14 protein-coding genes are annotated in these 21,283 nt (G+C 72.3%); 7 read left to right on the forward strand and 7 right to left on the reverse strand.

The annotated features are described in order from the left end of the window. The 3 genes from ACIQFZ_RS08060 to ACIQFZ_RS08070 all read left to right on the forward strand — a co-directional run. Window positions 1-1,755, forward strand: a 1,755-nt coding sequence (locus ACIQFZ_RS08060; protein WP_402690844.1) for an OmpL47-type beta-barrel domain-containing protein, incomplete at its 5' end; no start/stop codon positions are given. 264 nt (window positions 1,756-2,019) lie between these two features. Next, complete coding sequence (locus ACIQFZ_RS08065) at window positions 2,020-3,201, forward strand: ROK family protein (protein ID WP_365436274.1); 1,182 nt, start codon at window positions 2,020-2,022, stop codon at window positions 3,199-3,201. Window positions 3,202-3,470: 269 nt separating this feature from the next. Next, window positions 3,471-4,658, forward strand: coding sequence for a helix-turn-helix domain-containing protein (locus ACIQFZ_RS08070; protein ID WP_402690845.1), 1,188 nt, complete (start codon window positions 3,471-3,473; stop codon window positions 4,656-4,658). 114 nt (window positions 4,659-4,772) lie between these two features. On the opposite strand, the gene ACIQFZ_RS08075 is transcribed toward ACIQFZ_RS08070, so the two are convergent. Continuing rightward, on the reverse strand, window positions 4,773-7,808 hold the full coding sequence (locus ACIQFZ_RS08075) for a M36 family metallopeptidase (protein ID WP_402690846.1): 3,036 nt from the start codon (window positions 7,806-7,808) through the stop codon (window positions 4,773-4,775). 252 nt (window positions 7,809-8,060) lie between these two features. Continuing rightward, window positions 8,061-10,625 (reverse strand): CHAT domain-containing protein, encoded by a 2,565-nt coding sequence (locus tag ACIQFZ_RS08080; protein WP_402690954.1) that lies wholly within the window; start codon window positions 10,623-10,625, stop codon window positions 8,061-8,063. Window positions 10,626-10,857: 232 nt separating this feature from the next. On the opposite strand from ACIQFZ_RS08080, the gene ACIQFZ_RS08085 reads away from it, so the two are divergent. The 4 genes from ACIQFZ_RS08085 to ACIQFZ_RS08100 all read left to right on the forward strand — a co-directional run bounded on the left by ACIQFZ_RS08085 (window position 10,858) and on the right by ACIQFZ_RS08100 (window position 14,761). Next, window positions 10,858-12,075: an RNA-guided endonuclease InsQ/TnpB family protein gene (locus ACIQFZ_RS08085; protein WP_402690847.1), complete on the forward strand. Its 1,218-nt coding sequence runs from the start codon at window positions 10,858-10,860 to the stop codon at window positions 12,073-12,075. A 99-nt stretch (window positions 12,076-12,174) separates the two neighbouring features. Then, window positions 12,175-13,611: a S8/S53 family peptidase gene (locus tag ACIQFZ_RS08090; protein WP_402690848.1), complete on the forward strand. Its 1,437-nt coding sequence runs from the start codon at window positions 12,175-12,177 to the stop codon at window positions 13,609-13,611. A 59-nt stretch (window positions 13,612-13,670) separates the two neighbouring features. Then, window positions 13,671-14,246 carry a sigma-70 family RNA polymerase sigma factor gene (locus tag ACIQFZ_RS08095; RefSeq protein WP_365434653.1) on the forward strand — a complete coding sequence of 192 codons (576 nt, stop codon included), beginning with the start codon at window positions 13,671-13,673 and terminating at the stop codon, window positions 14,244-14,246. Beyond that, window positions 14,243-14,761: a hypothetical protein gene (locus ACIQFZ_RS08100; RefSeq protein ID WP_383058067.1), complete on the forward strand. Its 519-nt coding sequence runs from the start codon at window positions 14,243-14,245 to the stop codon at window positions 14,759-14,761. Before ACIQFZ_RS08095 ends, ACIQFZ_RS08100 begins: the two co-directional genes overlap by 4 nt. Window positions 14,762-14,828: 67 nt before the next feature. Here the strand turns inward: ACIQFZ_RS08100 and ACIQFZ_RS08105 are convergent, their stop codons facing one another. The 5 genes from ACIQFZ_RS08105 to ACIQFZ_RS08125 form a co-directional block, all read right to left on the reverse strand. Continuing rightward, window positions 14,829-15,119, reverse strand: coding sequence for a hypothetical protein (locus tag ACIQFZ_RS08105; protein WP_383058066.1), 291 nt, complete (start codon window positions 15,117-15,119; stop codon window positions 14,829-14,831). A gap of 54 nt (window positions 15,120-15,173) precedes the next feature. Continuing rightward, window positions 15,174-15,971 (reverse strand): N-formylglutamate amidohydrolase, encoded by a 798-nt coding sequence (locus ACIQFZ_RS08110; RefSeq protein WP_402690849.1) that lies wholly within the window; start codon window positions 15,969-15,971, stop codon window positions 15,174-15,176. An 87-nt stretch (window positions 15,972-16,058) separates the two neighbouring features. Further along, window positions 16,059-17,219 carry a homoserine O-acetyltransferase gene (locus tag ACIQFZ_RS08115; RefSeq protein WP_402690955.1) on the reverse strand — a complete coding sequence of 387 codons (1,161 nt, stop codon included), beginning with the start codon at window positions 17,217-17,219 and terminating at the stop codon, window positions 16,059-16,061. Beyond that, window positions 17,216-18,586, reverse strand: coding sequence for a bifunctional o-acetylhomoserine/o-acetylserine sulfhydrylase (locus ACIQFZ_RS08120; protein WP_402690850.1), 1,371 nt, complete (start codon window positions 18,584-18,586; stop codon window positions 17,216-17,218). Before ACIQFZ_RS08120 ends, ACIQFZ_RS08115 begins: the two co-directional genes overlap by 4 nt. 393 nt (window positions 18,587-18,979) lie before the next feature. Further along, window positions 18,980-21,196 (reverse strand): NADP-dependent isocitrate dehydrogenase, encoded by a 2,217-nt coding sequence (locus ACIQFZ_RS08125; RefSeq protein ID WP_383058063.1) that lies wholly within the window; start codon window positions 21,194-21,196, stop codon window positions 18,980-18,982. Window positions 21,197-21,283 lie beyond the last annotated feature (87 nt).

Consider the following 21,283-nt stretch of genomic DNA (forward strand, 5'->3'; position numbering starts at 1 on the left):
GACAAGGCGGGGAACACGTCGGTTGTGAAGTCGGTGCAGTTCACCGTGGTGGCGGCTCAGCCGGAGGACAAGACGCCGCCGGAGACGTCGGCGACCGTGTCCGGGACCAAGGACGCTTCCGGTAACTACGTGGGCAGCGCGACCGTGACGGTGTCCGCTTCCGACACTGAGTCGGGTGTGGCGAAGATCGAGTATTCGCTGGACAGCGGGGCCTATGCGACTTATTCGGCGCCGGTTCAGGTGAGTGCGGTTGGTGCGCACACGTTGTCGTATCGGGCGACGGACAAGGCGGGGAACACGTCGGCTGTGAAGTCGGTGCAGTTCACCGTGGTGGCGGCTCAGCCGGAGGACAAGACGCCGCCGGAGACGTCGGCGACCGTGTCCGGGACCAAGGATGCCTCCGGTAACTACGTGGGCAGCGCGACCGTGACGGTGTCCGCTTCCGACACTGAGTCGGGTGTGGCGAAGATCGAGTATTCGCTGGACAGCGGGGCCTATGCGACGTACTCGGCGCCGGTTCAGGTGAGTGCGGTTGGTGCGCACACGTTGTCGTATCGGGCGACGGACAAGGCGGGGAACACGTCGGCTGTGAAGTCGGTGCAGTTCACCGTGGTGGCGGCTCAGCCGGAGGACAAGACGCCGCCGGAGACGTCGGCGACCGTGTCCGGGACCAAGGACGCTTCCGGTAACTACGTGGGCAGCGCGACCGTGACGGTGTCCGCTTCCGACACTGAGTCGGGTGTGGCGAAGATCGAGTATTCGCTGGACAGTGCGGCCTATGCGACGTACTCGGCGCCGGTTCAGGTGAGTGCGGTTGGTGCGCACACGTTGTCGTATCGGGCGACGGACAAGGCGGGGAACACGTCGGCTGTGAAGTCGGTGCAGTTCACCGTGGTGGCGGCTCAGCCGGAGGACAAGACGCCGCCGGAGACGTCGGCGACTGTGTCCGGGACCAAGGATGCCTCCGGTAACTACGTGGGCAGTGCGACGGTGACGGTTTCGGCCTCCGACACTGAGTCGGGTGTGGCGAAGATCGAGTATTCGCTGGACGGTGCGGCCTATGCGACGTACTCGGCGCCGGTTCAGGTGAGTGCGGTTGGTGCGCACACGTTGTCGTATCGGGCGACGGACAAGGCGGGGAACACGTCGGCTGTGAAGTCGGTGCAGTTCACCGTGGTGGCGGCTCAGCCGGAGGACAAGACGCCGCCGGAGACGTCGGCGACCGTGTCCGGGACCAAGGATGCCTCCGGTAACTACGTCGGCAGTGCGACCGTGACGGTGTCCGCTTCGGACGCCGGGTCCGGAGTGGCCAGGATCGAGTACTCCCTCGACGGCGGCCCCTACCTCCAGTACTCGGCACCGGTGGTGATCGACAGGGCCGGTAACCACGCCTTCCTCTACCGGGCCACCGACAAGGCCGGCAACACGTCCACGCCGAAGTCGCTGTCCCTCACCGTCGTCAACAGCGAGCCGCCGACCGACTGTCCGGAAAGGGACGACCGGGCCACCGTGTTCGTCGGTTCGATCAACACCGGTATCCCCAACCGCGTCACGGCCGACGGCTGCACGATCAACGAGCTGATCGAGGACAACCGGGCCTGGGAGAACCACGGCACGTTCGTCTCCCACGTCGGAAAGGTCGTCCAGACGCTGCGGGACGAGGGCGTCATCGACCAGCGGGAGGCCGCCGAGATCAAGAAGGCGGCGGGCCAGTCCGACGTCGGCAAGCCCAACCGCGGGCCGTCCGGCGCGTGAGTCACGGCCGGGGCGGTGACACCGCCTGAACCGTGAGCCCTGGCGGGCCGCTTCAGCAGCCCGCCAGGGCACCCTCCGGCACCAGGTCCACGACCGACACTGCCGCGTATGGCTTTGTCCATCCGCAGATGAAAGTTCCACTCGTTAGTGCACAAGTTTCTTTCATCGGCGACGGCTCGGTGCTACGGTCCTTTCCAAAGTCGTGCCCCCCCACGTGCCGGGCATGCGAACGATTCTTGCCATGACGGGGGCGGCGTGAGGTCTATGACGGCTCGACCGGCCAATCTTCATCAGGCCCGGCTGCTCCGCCTCCTGCGTGACCTCGGCCCGCAGTCCCGGGTCGCCCTGGGGGAGCAGGTCGAGCTGTCCCGCTCCAAACTCGCCTTCGAGATCGACCGGCTGCTGGAGACGGGTCTCGTCGTCCAGGACGGCCTCGCCGCCTCCCGCGGTGGCCGCCGCTCGCACAACGTCCGGATCGCCCCGTCGCTGCGCTTCCTGGGCGTGGACATCGGCGCCACCTCCGTGGACGTCGCGGTCACCAACGCCGAGTTGGACGTCCTCGGCCACGTGGCCGAGACACTGGACGTGCGCGAAGGCCCGGTCGCGGTCTTCGAGCGGGTGCTCGCCCTGGCCAACAAGCTGCGCGAGGCGGGGCTGGCGGAACACTTCGACGGCGCCGGGATCGGCGTGCCGGGACCCGTCCGGTTCCCCGAGGGCGTCCCCGTCGCGCCGCCGATCATGCCCGGCTGGGACGCCTTCCCCGTCCGTGAGGCGATGAGCCAGGAACTGGGCTGCCCCGTCCTCGTCGACAACGACGTGAACCTGATGGCCCTGGGCGAGCAGCACGCAGGCGTCGCCCGGTCCGTACGCGACTTCCTGTGCGTGAAGCTCGGAACCGGCATCGGCTGCGGCATCGTCGTCGGCGGCGAGGTCTACCGCGGTGTCACCGGCAGCGCCGGCGACATCGGCCACATCCAGGCGGATCCGGACGGTCCGCGGTGCGCCTGCGGCAACATCGGTTGCCTGGAGGCGTACTTCGGCGGCAGCGCCCTCGTCCGCGACGCGACCGCGCTCGCCCAGTCCGGCCGCTCGACGGAACTGGCCGGACGGCTCGAAGCGGCCGGGAGACTGACCCCCGAGGACGTGTCGGCCGCCGCCGGTGCCGGGGACGCCGCGTCCCTGGACCTGATCCGCCTGGGCGGACGGCGTACCGGTCAGGTCATCGCCGGTCTGGTCAGCTTCTTCAACCCCGGCCTTGTGGTCATCGGGGGCGGGCTCACCGGACTGGGCCACAACCTCCTGGCGAGCATCCGCACCCAGGTCTACCGGCAGTCCCTGCCGCTGGCGACCGGCAACCTGCCGATCGTCCTCGGCGAGCTCGGCCAGGTCGCCGGCGTCGTCGGCGCCACCCGGCTGATCAGCGACCACGTCTTCTCACCGGCCTGACCCCCACGCGGCCCGACCCTCGCGACCGGAACCCGTGGCGAGGCGGTTCCCCTCCCCAGCGGGCCCCGCCTCACCGCCCGGATCGTCCGCCCCCGACCTGGTGCGCGGGCGCGAGCCCATGGCCGGTGCGGGGGAGCGCGATCTCCCGCCGCCCGCAGTCTGGCGCGAGTGGATGGTGACAGGTCAAGATCTCTTCCCCGGCGGCTCCGGCCGGCCGGGAGCCGGTACCGGTGAGGGCCGGCGCACGACCGGAGGAGGAGAAGAGCGACATGTTCGAGACCGCGAGTCTCAACTCCGTGGAGGTACGTGCGTACCGCAGTCTGGTCAGGGTGCCGGAGGCCACGCCGTCCCAGCTCGCCCGCCGTCTCGGTCTGTCCGGGCGGGAGGCGGCCAGGCTCCTCGACACGCTGGAGGCCAAAGGGCTGGTGAGCCGCGCCGAGGGTTCGGCACACCGCTTCCGGGCGTCGCCCCCGGACCTGGCGCTCGGCCCGCTGCTGCTGAGCCGGCAGCAGGAGTTGCAGGCCGCGCAGTCGGTGATGGCGGAGCTCACGGAGGAGTACCACAGCGAGGCCCGGCGCCGGGGTTCGGGTGAGGCGGTCGAGACGGTGACCGGGGCGCAGGCGATGGCCCGCACGTTCGACCAGCTTCAGCGCGGCGCCCGGGACGAGATCCTGGCGCTGTGCAAGCCGCCGAACATGGCGGTGCCGTCCCGCGGCAACGACACCCAACTGGAGGTCCTGGCCTCGGGGGTGACGTACCGCGCGGTCTACGAGCCGTCGGCGCTCGAGGTGCCGCCCGAGGTGTACCGGATTCGCGAGTTCGTCGAGAGCGGAGAACAGGCCCGGGTCGCCGCGGAGGTCCCGGTGAAGATGGTGGTCGCGGACCGGCAACTGGCCATGCTGGTGTCCCCGTTCGCACGCGCCGTGGATACGGGCGGCCCGGCGGGCGATCCGACGGACGATCCGACAGGCGGCCCGACAGACGCTCCGACCGGCGACGCGACAGGCGGGCCGACTGGCGGCCCGACCGGCGGCCCGACCGGCGATCCAGGCGATCCTGGCGATCCCCCCGCCCAACCGCCGCCCGCCCCCGCCGCCAGGCCGTCCGCCACCCCCTCCGCCGAGCCCACGCCTGAGCCGTCCGCCGTCCTGGTCCGCCCCGGCGCGTTGCTCGATGCCCTGATCGCGTTCTTCGAGAGCCTGTGGGCGGGCGCCTCCCCGCTGGTGCTCACCGAGGACGGGCTGGACGGCGCGGCGGTATCCGACCGGACCCCTCCGTCGGAGGACCTGCTCCTGCTGTCGCTGCTGCTCACCGGGCTGACGGACACCGCCATCGCCGGCCAGTTGGGCACGAGCCTGCGCACCGTCCAGCGCCGCATCCGCGATCTGATCGCGTTCGCCGGGGTCCGCACCCGGATGCAACTGGCCTGGGAAGCCTCCCGCCGCGGCTGGCTGTGACGGACGGCCGCCGCGCACGAGGGGCCCCGACCCGTACGACCGGGTCGGGGCCCCTCGCAACAACGCGGAACCGTGCGCGGTGACGGTGCCGAACACACCGTCACCGCGGCAGGATCAGTGCTCGAACACCTGGAACTCCGAGGCCCGCACGTTGAACGCCGCCGTGGAGCCGGTGGCGCAGTCGGTCACGTTGTTCGGGTCGTTGTCCTGCTTGCCCGCGAACGCCGGGCCGCCGATGCACTGGTTGGTGACGGTCTCGAAGCGCAGGTCGGTCGCCGTGGTCAGCGGGATGTCGAAGCTGCGCATCGTCAGGTCCGGCGCCGCCGGCCGCGGCTTGGCCGCCGCGAAGGCGTCCGCCGCGCTGGTGTAGACCGGCTTGAACTGGCCGGGCTGGGAGCAGTCCACCGACTCGGTGCGGGTGCAGGCCGAGATCTGGAACTGGCGCAGGGCCGAGAAGCGGCTCTGGCTGCCGGTGTCGCCGCCCGGGTCCCTGCTGTCGGTCGGCCGGTTCAGGGCGCTGACCTGCACGCGGCGGATCTTGCTCGGAGCGTCGCCGGCCAGATGGATGCTGACGCCCTTGCCGACCACCGACGTCCTGGTCTTGTCGCCGACGAACGCCCAGTTGGTGCCCTCGTCGTCGTCGATGAGCCGGGCCAGGTTCAGTCCGTCGCCGGTGACGGTGGCGCCGGCCGCCGCCGAGGCGAGGTTGCGCTCCATGTGCACCGGAACGGTCCGGTTGGACTTGCCGCCGACCTGGAAGTCGAACCGGACCAGGCCGTAGCCCGGGGCGACCGCGACCGCGTCGTAGCGGCCGGGGGTGAGGCGCGCGGTGGTGTCGAGGCCGGAGGCCGTGCCGGCGACCGGCGTGGTGCGGGTGCTGAAGTGGCCGATGGAGACCTTGGCGCCGTCGATCGGGCTGCCGCCGTCGTCGGTGATCTTGAAGGTCACCGTGCCGTTCTTGCCGTTCGGGGTGGAGAAGTCCGCGTGCGGCCGGGTGTCGCTCGTCGAGATGGCGGTGGCACCGATGCCGAGGCCGCGCTTGGCGAACGCCGCCCACATGGCGTCCACGTCGTCGCCGCCGAAGCGGATCCGGTCCGCGGCGAGCATCGCGTCACGGGCGTCGACCATGGTGATCCGGCCGTCGGCCATCAGCAGGTAGGAGTCGAACATCAGCTGGATCCAGCGGCGGCCACCGCCGCAGTCCTCGACCGCGGACTTGCCGGCCGCGCACGAGGCGAGGACCTTCTGGGACGGCTCGCCGTGCTTGCCGACGAGGCCCTGGCGCACCTCGTACTGCACGGCGTTCCAGATCTCGCCGTCGGAGTGCACCTCCGCTCCGCCCATGTCGTAGCCGAAGTTGGAGTAGTTGAGCGGGCTGCGGTCGATGGCGAAGTTGCGGATGCCGCGCTCGTTGTTGTCGGTCACGTACGGGCCGACCACCCACGGGTCCACCCCGTCCGGGACCACGCCGGTCTCGATCAGCCGCTCGCTGGCGACCAGGTCGCTCCAGGACTCGCCCATCGAGCCGCCGTGGGTGCCGGAGATACCGGCGTCGGGGCCGCCGATCATCCGGTTGGTGATGGCGTGGGTGTACTCGTGGCCGATGACGGAGGCATCGAAGTCGCCGTCGGCGCAGCGCCCGTAGAAGGCACCGGCCTGCGGCTGCCACAGGTACATGTTGGTCAGCGCCACGCCGCCGTCCGCGCCGGTGCTCTGGTTGGCGTTGTTGCGGGTGGTGGGGTTGCTGCCGCCGGACCGGGCGACACCCATCTCCGGGTCGCCGCCCTTGCCGCCCAGGCCGTAGTTGTCGTGCTGCATGTTCCACGCCTTCTCGGTGAACCCGAGGTGGTACGAGAAGTCGTGCATCCCGTTGTGCTGCGCGAACAGGTTGCCGATCGCGGCGTCCCGGTCCGGCTGGGCCGGGTTGGTCAGCACCTTGGGGTCGCAGCCGCTGGCGTGCCAGGCGTCGGTGTAGGAGTAGTCGTAGACCCGTTCGGGCCGCACGTTCGGGGTGATGCCGAGCCAGTTGCGCCCGGTGGCCGTCAGGCCGTCACTGGCGAAGGCGTTGGCGCCCAGCGTGGTGCCCGGCTTGTAGTAGCTGCCGTAGGTGCCGCCGCCCTTGCCGGAGGCGATGTCCCAGGCCAGGTGCGGTGCGCCCGGCGCCTCGTCGCCGACCACCCGGTCGCAGCCCGTGGCCGCCGTCCAGCACCAGGTCTCCCGGGTGTCGGCGGAGGAGTCGTTCAGCGGGGGAGAGAAGGGGAACACCTTCCACTGCGGGTTGCCGTCGTCGGTCCCGTCCACCACCTGCTCGGACTCCACCAGGGAGCGCCGGGCCAGCACCTCGCCGGTGCGCGCGTCGACGATGCTGTCGTACAGCTCCGGCTCCTCGCCGGCGGTGCCCGCCTGCACCTGGTAGGCGGAGCGCACCGTGCCGTCGGGGTCGGCGACGACCACCTGGCGCACCATCTGGGTGCCGTCCAGGTCCGCGGCCTCGTACTTCTGCCACTTCTCGGTGCCCGCGGTCTCGGTCAGCCTGCCCGGCGACATGGTCACGTCGGCCAGGGCGGCCTTGATGGCGTCCTGCTCCGAGAGCGTCGCGGGCTGCGGGGTGCCGGTGACCGGGGTGAGCGCGCCCGTGACGCTGACCACGGTGCCGTCGACCACGCCCACGGAGACCAGGCCGTCCCGGCCGAACGGCTTGCCGTCCACCTCCTGGGCGAGCAGCACCGCCGCGCCCTTGCCGATCGGCGTGCTCGACACCAGCTTCAGGCCGTCGACCTGGTCGGCGGAGACGCCGAACAGGGCCGCGTTGTCCTTCAGATACGCGCGGGCGGCCTGTTCGGGCGCGGCCGGCAGCCCGGTCGCCAGTGTGGTGCCCTCGCCGTCCGGCACGACCGTGGTCGGGGTGCCGTAGCGGCTCCAGCGCACCCGGGCGTCGGCCTCGGCCGCCGCGCCTCTGGCCTTGGCCGACGGGGCTCTGTGGGCCCCGGGCAGGTCCTTGTCGGGCTTGCCGTGGTCGTGGGCGCCGAGCATGCCCGAACCGGAGTCCGACGACTGCGGTTGTGCCGGGCCTGGGTCCGCACCGGCGGACGGTGTCTGGATGACCGCGACGATGCACGCGGTGGCCACCGCCAGGACGGTCCGCCGCACACGTGTGGAGCGTGTGGAGTATGTGCGCACTCGTACCCCTCTCCTCGTGGAAGGACCGGACGCGGATTGCCCGTCCGGACCCGCGGAGAGTGGCATGCGGCGTGGTGCCGCCGTAATGATCGTGCATGGCGGAAACATGACAATGCATAGTTCCGCCAGGGGCCGCCTCGTCATCGGTACGAGGCAGCCCCGTCCTCCGCCTCAGGCTGCCCGGTCCTTCGTCTCAGGGCGCCCCGGTGCGAGTCCTCCGTCTCAGGCCGCGCCGAACGCCGCGAAGGCCCAGCCCGTCGCCTGGTGCGTCGCGTCGTCCGGCAGCGCGGCCCGTGCGTCGCGCAGTGCCTCGGCCAGGGAGAGCCCGGCGTCCAGGCCCTTGTGCAGGGCAAGCATCAGCGGAACCACCGCCTCGTCGTTGACGGGGGCGCTGCACGCCACCACCCCGGCGGTGCCCAGTGGAAGCAACGCCGTGACCAGGCCGAGGAGTTCGTCGGCGCCCACCGAGGCGAACCGGGCCGTGTCGCAGCAGGACAGGATGATCCGGTACGGGCTGCGGTCCAGGCGCTCGAAGTCGTGCACGATCAGCGGACCGTCGGCCATCGTCAGCGACGAGAACAGGGGGCTGTCCGCACGGAAGGTGCCGTGCGCGGCGATGTGCGCGAGCGCGGCCCCGTCCAGCTCCCGCAGCACCCGCGACACGTGCGCGTCGGCCTCCTCCAGTACGGTCGGTGTGCCGTAGCGGTCGGCGAGTTCGGGCACCTCCGCGCCCCCGGTCGCCAGGCCCGGCCCGCGCACCAGCACCCGGCGGCCCCCCGGCGGCGGTTCGGTCTCGTGGGCGCGCAGCCAGCTGCTCGCCGACGGCGACACGCTCAGCACCCGATCCCGCAGCGACGGCAGCAGCGCCCACGGCACCCGGTGCAGCGAGCCCGGCGGCACCACCACGACCGGCCCGGAGCCCAGATGCCGGACGGCCGGCCCGAGCAGCAGCTCCTCCAGGCGGCGCCCCGCCGCCTCCACCAGCGGCAGCCGGGCCGCCGCCCCCGGGTGCGCCAGCCGCCGCAGTCCCGCCTGCACGTGCTCGGCCTCGGTCACCGCGTCCGCGAGCCGCCCGGCCTCGAAACGCCGTACCCGCCCCTCGCCGCACAGCAGCACGTGCACCCGCCCGTCCAGCACGGCCAGTTCGACCAGTCGCGCGTCCCCGAGCCGCGCCAGCAGCCGGCCGGGGTCGAACCGGTCGCCGCCGCCGGGCGCGTCGCCGCGCAGACGCAGGGTGCGGGAGCGGATCTCCCGCTCCAGGCGCCGCTGTTCGCGTTCCAGGGCGGGCACCGGGTGGCCGTCCTGGCGGGCGTCCTGCGCGCGGGCGGCGATCTCACGGAAGGCGGTCAGCCCGCTGAGCAGGGCCGGGTCGGCGGGCGGCCGGGTGGGCGGCGCGGACAGTACGGTGGCCCGCCAGCGCTCGCTCCACACCAGCAGCCGCCGCGGCTCACCGGAGGCGAGAGCCGACTCCTGTGCCAGCGCGGCCAGTTCGGCGCCCTGCGCGGTCGCCCGGGCACGCAACTCCGAGGCACCCAGCGTCATCCGGTGGTCGTCGAGCACGTCGAGCCCGCGTCGGCACGCCTCCAGCACGCCGCGGCGGGAGCCCGCCGCCCGCGCCCGCAGCGCCTGCGCCGCCCACCCCGTCATCCGGGCGAGCGGCGGCCCGCCGTGCCGGCTGCGCGCGGCGACGGCGAGATGGCTCTCGGCGTCCGCCGGCAGGTCCAGGGCGAGCGCGATCCGGCCCGCCAGCAGCGACGCCTCAGGCGCGGCAGGCGAGCCGAAGGAGGCCAGCCGTTCGGCCACCGCCGCGGCGTCCGCGACCAGCCGCCCCGAGCGGCGCCCGTCGGCCACCCGGGCCTCGATCAGCACCAGCCGGGCGTGCGTCTCCCACCAGGTGCGCCGCTGCCCGGCGAACAGCCGCACGGCCAGCGCCGCGCGCGCGGTCGCCGTGTGCGGGTCGTCCGCCAGCCGCGCTGCCCGCGCCGCGGCCAGCAGCAGCTCCGCCTTGCGGGTCGACTGGCCGCCGATGCCGTCCAGTTCGGCGATCGCCGCGTCCGCCCCGGCCAGCGCCTCGGGGGCGAGCCCGGCCGCCATCAGTACCTCGCAGCGCCGGATGTCCAGCATGAACGTCGGCGTGCCGAGCTTGGCGTACTGCTCCTCGGCCTCGTCGAGGAGCCGCAGCGCCGCCGGGATGTCGCCCTGCCGGAACGCCGCCAGACCCCGGCTCTCCACGGCGTCGGCCTTGTCGTGCTCCTGGCCGGTGGTGTCCCACAGGGCCTGGGCCGCGGTGAAGTCGGCGTCCGCCCGTTCCACCGCGCCCAGCGCCAGGTGCACGGTGGCCCGCAGCGTCAGCGCCCGCGCCGTCCAGATCACGTCACCGGTCTGCCGCAGCACGGGAATCGCCCGCCGTACGTCCTCCAGCGCCTCACGATGACGGCCCAGCACCCACCACACGTACGCCCGCCGGAACAGCACCCGCGCCCGGGTGTGGCCCGTCCCGCGCGCGACCCCGCGCTCGAACGCCGCGAGTCCCTGCCGTGTGCGCCCCGCGTGCACCAACGCGACCCCCAGCGTGGCCAGTACGTCGGCCTCCCGCTCGGCCGAATCGGCGCGCGCCGCCAGATCCCGGGCCCGCCGCAGATGCCGCAGGGCCAGCCGGGTGTCGCCGAAGTCCCGCTGCCAGATGCCGATCACCTGGTGCGCCACGGAGCCGTGCAGCGGCGGCGGACCGGCCTCCAGCAGCCCACGGGCCCGCGCCAGGGCCTCGCCCGGCGCGGCGAACACCATGGGCAGCAGTTCGAGGACCGATTCGCTTCCCGCTGTCACGCCTCGGATGGTAGTGGCCTGGTGAGGCCCCTGGAACCGGCGCCTGCCGGTTGACCGGATCTCTTGAGCGCAAGCCCCGTTCTTCAGGACGGGGTTAGCTCTTCCTTGGCGCGGAGCCGCCCGGCGGCGGAGTTCGCTGCGTTGTCAGTGGCGTGCACTATGTTGATCGCACCGGTCGAAGGGGGGTGTTCTCATGCTGTCCGGTCGCCGCTACCTGCTCGATCTCTCGCCCGAGCAAGAGGAGATGTGCGAGGAGTTCGGCGCTATCTGCCGGTCGGTGTGGAACACGGCGCTGGAGCAGCGTCGGGCATACCGGCGGCGCGGGGCGTGGATGAACTACGTGCCGCAGTGTGCCGAGTTGGCCGATGCCAAGCGTGAGCATCCGTGGTTGAAGGCGGCACCGTCGCACGCGTTGCAGCAGACGCTCAAGGATCTGGACCGGGCCTGCCGGGATCACGGCACGTTCAAGGTGCGGTGGCGGTCGAAGGCACGTTGGTCGCCGTCGTTCCGGTTCCCCGACGCCCAGCAGATCAGCGTGGAGCGGCTGGGGCGCAAGTGGGGCCGGGTCAGGCTGCCGAAGCTGAGCTGGGTCCGCTTCCGCTGGTCCCGCCCCCTCGGTGGCGAGATCCGTTCCGCGACCGTGTCCCGCAAAGGCGGCCGGTGGTTTGTGTCGTTCCTCGTGGACGACCAAGCGGCCACGCCCGAGCAGCACGCCATGCCCGGTACCGCCGTGGGCATCGACCGGGGGGTCAAGACCGCCGTCGTCACCTCCGACGGCGACTTCCACGGCCGGCCGTTCATCACGGCCGGCGAGATCGTCCGGTACCGGCGTCTGCAACAACGCCTCGCCCGGTCCAAGCGCGGCAGCGCGAACCGGCACAAGACGATCACGGCCATGGGCCGCATCATGTCCCGGGTGTCGGACCGGCGCGGGGACTTCTGCGCGCAGATTGCCGCCCGGATCGTCGCGAGGAACGCCCTGGTGGTCCTCGAAGACCTGCGGATCAAGAACATGTCCGCCAGCGCGTCCGGCACCGTGGCCGCGCCCGGCCACAACGTCCGCCAGAAGGCCGGGCTCAACCGGGCCATCCTGGACAAGGGGTGGCACCGCCTCGAACTCGCCCTTGCCAACGCCGCCCGGTACACGGGCACGCGCGTGGTGAAAGTCAACCGCGCGTACACGTCGCAGCGGTGCTCCGCCTGCGGCTTCGTCACCGAGGGAAACCGTGAGAGTCAAGCGGTCTTCCGGTGCAAAGCCCCAGGCTGCGGATACCGCGACCATGCCGACGTGAACGCCGCGAAGAACATCAAGGCCGCAGGACATGCGGTCTCAGCCTGTGGAGACCTTGGCACCAGCCGGTCCGTGAAGCAGGAACCCGTAAGCCGGGCGACCGGCCGAACCCCCTCATAGGGGAATCCCCGGGCTTCAGCCCGGGGAGGAAGTCAAGCTGTATCAAGCGTGAGCCCCATGGCTCAGACTGACGACGTCGCACCAACGGGAGGACACGCCATGGCACCTCAGCGATTCCGCGAGCAGTTCGCTCAGATCCAGCGCTCGATGCCGGACGTGCCGCTCGCGATGGGCCCGGACGACGCCGCCGAGTTCTGCTACGAGAAGGGCGTCGTCCTCGCCCGCGACGGCGAGGAGGCCCGCTTGGTCGAGGACACCGTCCGCACCCACTTCACCGCGGCGCCCGACCTGACCGCGGACCGCGTGCGCCGGGCGGGCCCCGAGACCAACCGCACCGGCATCACCCGTATCCAGGTCGGCGACCCGGGCCGCGGCGACCGCGGCGGCGACCTCGCCGTCACGCACGCGCTGCGCGCCCTGCGCGAGCACGAGGGCAGAGCCGGACGGCGGCTGATCAGCCGCAACCACGTGGTGTCCATCGCGGTCAACGCCTGCCCCGGTGACGAGCCGGTGCCCGCCCCGTTCGCCCAGGGCCCCAACCCGGCGGCCGCCGAGACCGCCTACGACGAGGACACCGCCGTCGGCGTCCTCGTCGTCGACACCGGACTCATGCACGACTACCGCTCGGTCCCGATGCTCGCCCACGTCCAGGGCGACGCGCAGGTGGAGGAGACCGACGACGCCGGCGTCCTCCAGCAGTACGTCGGCCACGGCACGTTCATCGCCGGGCTGGTCGCGGCCGTCGCCCCCAACACCGACATCACCGTGCGCGGCACCCTCAACGACGCCGGCGCCGTCCTGGAGTCCGACTTCGGCCACCGGCTGTTCGAAGCCGTCGACGCGGGCGGCTGGCCCGACATCCTCAGCCTGTCCGCGGGCACCTCCAACGGCCGCACCGACGGCCTGCTCGGGGTGGACGCCTTCATGCGGGAACTGCGCGCCCGCGGCACCCTGCTCGTCGCGGCCGCCGGCAACAACGCCAGTGGCACCCCGTTCTGGCCCGCGGCCTACGCCGGCCTGCCGGACTACGCCGGGTCCGTGCTGTCGGTCGGTGCCCTGCGCGGTGACGGCGAGCACGGCGCCTGCTTCAGCAACCACGGAGCCTGGGTGAAGGCGTACGCCCCGGGCGAGCGGCTGACCAGCGCCCTCACCGGCTTCCAGGCGCCCGTGCCGTACGTCTACCAGCACTCCACCTACGACGCCTGCCGGTTCGGCTTCTCCTACGACTGCACCTGCCAGTCCCCCCGGCACACCGGGGTGCTCAGCGAGGCGGAGCAGAGCCCTCCGGCGACGGCGGACCAGGTGATGTTCGAGGGCTTCGCGCAGTGGAGCGGCACCTCCTTCGCCACCCCCGTGGCCGCCGGCATGATCGCGGCGCACATGACCGCGCACAAGGAGCGCGACCCGCGTGCGGCCCGGCGCCAAGTACTCGCGGCGAACACCGAATACGCGGAAGTGCGCGGGGCGCACGTCCCGGCGCTGCGTCCGCCGACCTGGAGTCCGGTCCCCGTCGTCCGGCTCGCTCCGCCGGCATGAGGTCCGGAACCGTCCCCTCCACGGCGTACGATGACATGCCGTATTCGAGGGGTGAGTTCGTGGATCGTGCAGAAGTCGGCGTGCTCGTCCAGTCCGCCGTCGACGGTGACGCGGCGGCCTGGAAGGCACTGGTGGAGGGGCTGAGTCCGCTCGTGTGGTCGGTCGTACGCGTGCACCGGCTCTCGGACGCCGACGGACACGAGGTGTACCAGACCGTGTGGTTCCGCTTCGCCCAGCACCTCGGGCGGATCCGGGAACCCGACAAGGCGGGCTCGTGGCTGGCGAGCACCGCGCGCAACGAGTGCCTGAAGACGCTGAGGAGCCTCAGCCGGCTGACGGTGACGAGCGATCCGCAGCTGCTGGACCGGGTCAGCGAGGACCGTACGCCCGAGCAGTCGCTGCTCGACTCCGAGGAGGCCGCCGCGCAGAGCGAGCGGGTCCGCAGGCTGTGGCAGGAGTTCGAGAAACTCGGCGACCGCTGCCGCCAGTTGCTGCGGGTGCTGATCGCCTCGCCGCCGCCCAGCTACCAGGAGGTGTCCGCGGCCCTCGGCGTGGCCGTGGGCAGTATCGGACCACTGCGTCAGCGCTGTCTGCGGCGTCTGCGCGCACGACTCGACGCACGGGGGACAGTGTGAGCGACGGAAACGACACCCGCGACTACGACGGCAGCGGTGACGGACTCCTCGACGGGGAAGGGTCGTTCGATGAGGAGGAAGTGGCCGCGGGCCTGCTGGAGGAGGAGTTGCGGCAGGCCGCCGCCATCCTCGACCCGGTGCCCGTCGATCTGCGTCAACTCGCCGTCGAAGCCTACGCGTTGCGTGACCTCGACGCCCGGATCGCGGAGCTGACCTTCGACTCGCTGGTCGACTCCATTCCGGTCCGGGGCGCGACGGACACACCGCGGATGCTGACCTTCCAGGCCGGTGACCTGACCGTGGACATCGAGGTCACCGGGGACGGGCTGATGGGGCAGGTGCTGCCGCCGCAGCAGGCCAGGATCGAGGTGCTGGCGGGCCCGCGGCGGCCGGGTCCCGCGCTCACCGTCGACGAACTGGGCCGGTTCACCGGCGACGCACCGCCCGCCGGCCCCTTCGCGCTGCGGCTGCGCGCGGGCGCCGAGGTCGTTGTCACGGAGTGGCTGCGGGCGTAACCGGCCCGTCGCGCCTCACCCGGTGACGAGGCCGGCGCGGCTCACCGGGTGACCGGCCCGGCGCGGCTCACCGAGTGACCGGGCTGGCCCGCCTCACCACCTGGCCGGCAAGGTCCGCGGGCTGTGGATCATCGTCCTCCGCCGACCAGGCGACCTGGCCGGCGGGAACCGCGAGCCGCGGCCCCGGCAGCCGGTCGAGCGGCGTGTCGCTCGGCAACTCGGCCACGATCGGGTCGAACTCCGTGCCCGCCAGGTCGAGCGCGGGCCACTCGTGCTCCGGGGCGGGGCGCCCGCCTGCTCGCTCAGGGGCACGAGTGGCCCGGCCGGGCGGTGTCGTGGTGATGATCCCCTGCGTCATACGGTCACCCCGACCAAGCCCGCACCGCTTGTCGTGGCGTGCTCCGGCCGGAGGTCAGCGGCCCAGGCCGTCGACGAGGGCGGCCAGCGCCCCGGCGAGCCGGTCGAGGCCGGTGCCCGCGGGGCCGCCCGGCTCGGTCATGTACGTGTCCCGCCGGATCTCCACCATCAGCGCGCCGACGCGGGCGTCCTCGCCGTAGAAATCCAGCGGGACGTACGTGCCGCTGAACGGGCTGTCCAGTCCCGTCCCGCCGCAGCGCGCGAACGCCGTCCGGGCGAGCCCGGTCAGCTCGGGCGGGGTGTGGAAGGAGTCGGTGCCCAGGCACACGGGCGGCCGCGGACCCCGGCCGTGCAGCTCGTACGGCAGCGCGGCGCCGGGGTAGGAGTGCACGTCGATGATCACGGCCCGTCCGGTGGCGGCGAGCCGGTCGGCCACGGCCTTCGCCATCGCCTCGGCGTACGGCCGGAAGTACCGCTCGATCAGCGGCTCCGGGTCGGTGTCCGCCGGCCGCAGGACCTCCCGGTGCGTGGTCCGCGTGTACACCGCGCCCATTCCGACGGCGAGCATCTCCTCCCGCTCGTCCGGAAACCGCTCGGGGTCCACCACCAGCCGCGACAGCCGGTTGACGAACCGCCACGGCGCGAGGCCCGTCAACTCGGCCGCCGCCTCGGCGATCCGGTCGGTGTACGCGTCGGTGATGTGGTCCAGCTCCCGCTCCAGCGCCGCGTCGTCCAGCACGATCCCGGCCCGGACATCGGCCGGTATCGCCCGCGCCGCGTGCGGCACGTGCAGGATCACCGGCGACTCGGCGACACCGGGCAGCAGTTCGAAGGACGGCGGGGTGTCGGGCATGGGGCTGTTCCTGTCTCTCTTCGCCTCGCCACGCGGGTCTCGACGCCGTGGCCCCTCGATCCTGCCGCACCCCACCGACAACGCGGCTCAGACCGCCCCCAGCAGCTCCCGGACCAACCGTCCCACCTGCTCCGTCTCGATCAGGAAGCCGTCGTGGCCGTACGGCGACTCGATCACCCGGAGGCGGTCGGCGCCCGGGATGCCGTCGGCCAACTCGACCTGCTGGGCGAGCGGGTAGAGGCGGTCGGAGTCGACCCCGGCCACCAGCGTGGGGGCGGTCACCCGGCGCAGGGCGGCGCGCACGCCGCCCCGGGCACGGCCGGCGTCGTGGGCGTTCATCGCCTCGGTCAGGACGACGTAGCTGGCTGCGTCGAACCGCCGTACCAGCTTGCCCGCGTGGTGGTCGAGGTAGGACTCCACCTGGTAGCGGCCGCCGTGCCACGGGTGCTCCGCACCCTGCGACGAGCGGCCGAAACGGAGCTGGAGTTCGGGCTCGCTCCGGTAGGTGACATGGGCCAGCCTGCGGGCAAGACCCAGGCCGGCGTGCGGTCCGCGGCCGGTGTCGTGGTAGTCGCCGCCGCGCCAGTGCGGATCGCTGCGGATGGCGTGCAACTGGACGCTCGCCCAGGCGATCTGCTCCGCGCTCGTTGCCGCCGTCGTGGCGAGCAGCAGCAGGGCTCCCGTGCGCTCCGGGTACGACACCGCCCATTCCAGGGCCCGCATCCCGCCCATCGAGCCGCCGGCCACCAGGGCCCACCTCTCGATGCCCAGCGTGTCCGCCAGGTCCCGCTCGGCCGCCACCTGGTCCCGCGGGGTCACGAACGGGAAGGCCCCGCCCCAGGACCGCGCCCCGTCGGGTCGCGGCGAGGCCGGTCCCGTACTGCCCTGGCAGCCGCCCAGCACGTTCGGCGCGACGACGAACCACCGGTCGGTGTCCAGCGCCCGGCCCGGCCCGACCAGCCCCTCCCACCACCCCGGCGTGGGATGACCGGGCCCGGCCGGCCCGGTGACATGGCTGTCACCGGTGAGGGCGTGCAGCACCAGCACCGCGTTGGAGGCGTCCGGAGCCAGGCGGCCCCACGTCTCGAACGCCAGCCGTACACCCGCCAGTTCACCCCCCGCCTCCAGCGGCAGGGGCCGGCGGAGCCCGTGCCACCGACGGCGCCCCGGCGGGTCCCCCGCCCGCCAGGCCCCGGAAGCCGGCGGGCGGGGGAGCGCGTCCGCGTGGGAGGCGAGCACGTTGTTCAGGACGCCCCCTTGGCCGCGCGGAAGCCGGCCTCCAGATCGGCCTTCAGATCGGCGAGGCTCTCGATGCCGACCGACAGCCGCACCAGGCCCGGCGCGGTCCCGGTCGCCGCCAACTGCTCCTCGTCCAGCTGGCTGTGCGTGGTGGACGCCGGGTGGATGATCAGGCTCCGCACGTCGCCGATGTTGGCGAGATGGCTGAACAGCTCCACCCCGTCCACGAACCGCTTGCCCGCCGCGACCCCGTCGCGCAGCTCGAAGGAGACCACCGCCCCCGCGCCCCGCGGCAGGTACCTGCGCCCCGCCTCGTACCAGGGGCTGGAGGGAAGTCCCGCGTAGTGGACCGCGGACACCTCGTCGCGCCGCTCCAGCCACTCCGCGAGGGCCTGCGCGTTGGCGGAGTGCCGCTCGATGCGCAGGCTCAGCGTCTCCACGCCCTGAAGCAGCAGGAACGCCGAGTGCGGGGACAGCGCCGGTCCCAGGTCGCGCAGCAGCTGCACCCGCAGCTTGGCGGCGAACGCGCCCGGCCCGAGCACCGGCCAGTAGCGCAGACCGTGGTAGCTGGCGTCGGGCTCGGTGAAGTGCGGGAAGCGGTCGGCGTGCGCGCCGAAGTCGAAGGTGCCGCCGTCCACCACGACCCCCGCGATCGCGGTGCCGTGCCCGCCGAGGAACTTGGTCGCCGAGTGCACCACGACGTCCGCGCCGTGCTCGATCGGGCGCAGCAGGTAGGGCGTCGGCACCGTGTTGTCCACGATCAGCGGCACGCCCGCCGAGTGCGCCACGTCGGCGACCGCCCGCACGTCCAGCACGTTGCCGCGCGGATTGCCCAGCGTCTCCGCGAACAGCGCCTTGGTGTCCGGCCGGATCGCCGCCCGCCAGGCGTCCGGGTCGTCCGGGTCGTCCACGAACGACACCTCGATGCCGAACTTCGGCAGGGTGTGCCGGAACAGGTTGTACGTGCCGCCGTACAGCGACGTACTGGAGACGATGTGGTCGCCGGCGCGCGCGACCGTCAGCAGCGCGAGCGTCTCCGCGGCCTGCCCGGAGGACAGCGCGACCGCGGCGACTCCGCCCTCGAGGGCGGCGATCCGCTGCTCGAAGACGTCCTGGGTGGGGTTGTGGATGCGGGTGTAGATGTTGCCGGGCTCGGCGAGCGAGAACAGATCGGCGGCGTGCTGGGTGTCCCGGAAGACGAACGACGTGGTCTGGTAGATCGGCGTCGCCCGCGCGCCGGTCGCCGGGTCGGGCGCGGCCCCGGCGTGGACCTGCTTGGTCTCGAACGACCAGGCGGAGGTGTCGGGCCCGGCGGGGGCCTCGTCGGGCGTGTGACCGGCGGCGACGGCGTCGATGGGCTGGGTGGGGTCGCTCATGGTGCTCCTCGTACGGAGTGCGGTGGCGCGGGATGCCACGGGTGTGCCGCAGGTCCCGGGGCATGCGTGAGCGCGTGCGGGAACCGCGGGATGAACGAGATGAGGGAGAGGAACGACGGAGGACCCGAGGGCCGTGACGTGACGGCGGTCCGCGGGTACGTCAGCCGGTGAGGCGACAACCCGTGCTGGTGACACGTCCGTAGTCGACGTGGCGGCGGCTCACGAGCGCGATCATGCGACCCAGGTAAACACAGGGCTCCCCGGCGCACCAGCGCCGGAGCGGGGATGACACGCAGCCGTCACAAAAGGGCTCCGCCCCGGCCGGCGGGATGCCGGTCGGGGCGGAGCGGTGAGGACCGTCGGGCCCGGCGGGGTGCCGGGGCCCGGGTCGGCTCAGAGGGCGGCCAGCGCCTCGTTCCAGGTGGTCGACGGGCGCATGACCGCGGCGGCCTTGGCCGGGTCGGGCTGGTAGTAGCCGCCGATCTCGGCCGGCTTGCCCTGGACGGCGATCAGCTCGTCGACGATCTGCTGCTCGTTGGCGGCGAGGGTCTCGGCGAGCGGCGCGAACGCCTTGGCCAGACCGGCGTCGTCGGTCTGCTTCGCCAGCTCCTGCGCCCAGTACAGGGACAGGAAGAAGTGGCTGCCGCGGTTGTCGATGCCGCCGACGCGACGGGTCGGGGACTTGTCCTCGTTGAGGAAGGTCGCCGTGGCCCGGTCCAGGGTGTCGGCGAGGACCTTGGCGCGGGCGTTGCCGGTGGCCTGGGCGTACTGCTCCAGGGACGGCACCAGGGCGAAGAACTCGCCCAGGGAGTCCCAGCGCAGGTAGTCCTCCTTGACCAGCTGCTGCACGTGCTTCGGCGCGGAGCCGCCGGCGCCCGTCTCGAACAGGCCGCCGCCCGCCATCAGCGGGACCACGGAGAGCATCTTGGCGCTGGTGCCCAGCTCCAGGATCGGGAACAGGTCGGTGAGGTAGTCGCGCAGCACGTTACCGGTGACCGAGATGGTGTTCTCACCGCGGCGGATGCGCTCCACGGACAGCTTGGTGGCCTCCTCCGGGGACAGGATCTTGATGTCCAGGCCCTCGGTGTCGTGCTCCGGCAGGTACTGCTCGACCTTGGCGATCAGGTTGGCGTCGTGGGCGCGGCCCTCGTCCAGCCAGAACACGGCCGGGTCGCCGGTGGCGCGAGCGCGGGTGACGGCCAGCTTCACCCAGTCCTTGATCGGGGCGTCCTTGGTCTGGCAGGCGCGGAAGATGTCACCGGCCGAGACGGTCTGCTCGAGCACGGCGTCGCCGGCCTGGTCGACCAGGCGGACGGTGCCGGTGACCGGGATCTCGAAGGTCTTGTCGTGGCTGCCGTACTCCTCGGCCTTCTGCGCCATCAGGCCCACGTTCGGGACCGAGCCCATGGTCGACGGGTCGTAGGCGCCGTGGGCGCGGCAGTCGTCGAGCACGGCCTGGTAGACGCCCGCGTAGCTGGAGTCCGGGATGACCGCGAGGGTGTCGTGCTCCTGGCCGTCCGGGCCCCACATGTGGCCGGAGGTGCGGATCATGGCCGGCATGGAGGCGTCCACGATCACGTCGGAGGGGACGTGCAGGTTGGTGATGCCCTTGTCGGAGTCGACCATCGCCAGCTCCGGGCCCTCGGCGAGCTCGGCGTCGAAGGAGGCCTTGATCTCGGCGCCCTCCGGCAGGTTCTCCAGGCCCTTGTAGATGCCGCCCAGGCCGTCGTTCGGGGTCAGGCCGGCCGCGGCGAACGCCTCGCCGTACTTCGCGAACGTCTTCGGGAAGAAGGCGCGCACCACGTGGCCGAAGACGATCGGGTCGGAGACCTTCATCATCGTGGCCTTCAGGTGCACGGAGAACAGGACGCCGTCCTGCTTGGCGCGGGCGACCTGGGCGGTGAGGAACTCGCGCAGCGCGGCGACGCGCATCACGGAGGCGTCCACGACCTCGCCCTTCAGGACCGGCACGGACTCGCGCAGCACGGTGGTGGAGCCGTCGTCGCCCTTCAGCTCGATGCGCAGCGCGCCGTCCTCGGCGATCACCGTGGACTTCTCGGTGGAGCGGAAGTCGTCGACGCCCATGGTCGCCACGTTGGTCTTGGACTCGGCGGTCCAGGCGCCCATGCGGTGCGGGTGGGTCTTGGCGTAGTTCTTCACCGAGGCGGGGGCGCGGCGGTCGGAGTTGCCCTCGCGCAGCACCGGGTTCACCGCGGAGCCCTTGATCTTGTCGTAGCGGGCGCGGATCTCGCGCTCCTCGTCGGTCTTCGGGTCGTCCGGGTAGTCCGGCAGCGCGTAGCCCTGGCCCTGGAGCTCGGCGACCGCGGCCTTGAGCTGCGGGATGGAGGCCGAGATGTTCGGCAGCTTGATGATGTTGGCCTCGGGCGTCTTGGCGAGCTCGCCCAGCTCGGTCAGCGCGTCCGGGATCCGCTGGTCCTCGGCGAGGTACTCCGGGAACACGGCGATGATGCGCCCGGCCAGCGAGATGTCACGCGTCTCCACCGCGACACCCGCCTGCGAGGCGTACGCCTGGACCACCGGCAGGAAGGAATACGTCGCCAGGGCCGGGGCCTCGTCAGTGTGTGTGTAGATGATGGTCGAGTCAGTCACCGGGTGCTCCGCTCCACGTCTGCAACATTGCTCGACATCAAGATATCTCGTGACGGCCCCCGGCTCGACAGGGGTCCGCCCCGGATC

Origin of the sequence: Streptomyces sp. NPDC093064, assembly GCF_044754605.1 — a bacterium.
In the GTDB taxonomy this organism is placed as follows: Bacteria; Actinomycetota; Actinomycetes; order Streptomycetales; family Streptomycetaceae; genus Streptomyces.

Excerpts from the sequence above, each read along its gene's own strand:
- ACIQFZ_RS08070 (WP_402690845.1), top strand. The coding sequence starts at position 3,471 with ATGTTCGAGACCGCGAGTCTCAACTCCGTGGAGGTACGTGCGTACCGC.
- ACIQFZ_RS08110 (WP_402690849.1), bottom strand. The coding sequence starts at position 15,971 with ATGCCCGACACCCCGCCGTCCTTCGAACTGCTGCCCGGTGTCGCCGAG.
- ACIQFZ_RS08120 (WP_402690850.1), bottom strand. The coding sequence starts at position 18,586 with ATGAGCGACCCCACCCAGCCCATCGACGCCGTCGCCGCCGGTCACACG.
- ACIQFZ_RS08080 (WP_402690954.1), bottom strand. The coding sequence starts at position 10,625 with ATGGTGTTCGCCGCGCCGGGCGAGGCCCTGGCGCGGGCCCGTGGGCTG.
- ACIQFZ_RS08065 (WP_365436274.1), top strand. The coding sequence starts at position 2,020 with ATGACGGCTCGACCGGCCAATCTTCATCAGGCCCGGCTGCTCCGCCTC.
- ACIQFZ_RS08090 (WP_402690848.1), top strand. The coding sequence starts at position 12,175 with ATGGCACCTCAGCGATTCCGCGAGCAGTTCGCTCAGATCCAGCGCTCG.
- ACIQFZ_RS08105 (WP_383058066.1), bottom strand. The coding sequence starts at position 15,119 with ATGACGCAGGGGATCATCACCACGACACCGCCCGGCCGGGCCACTCGT.
- ACIQFZ_RS08085 (WP_402690847.1), top strand. The coding sequence starts at position 10,858 with ATGCTGTCCGGTCGCCGCTACCTGCTCGATCTCTCGCCCGAGCAAGAG.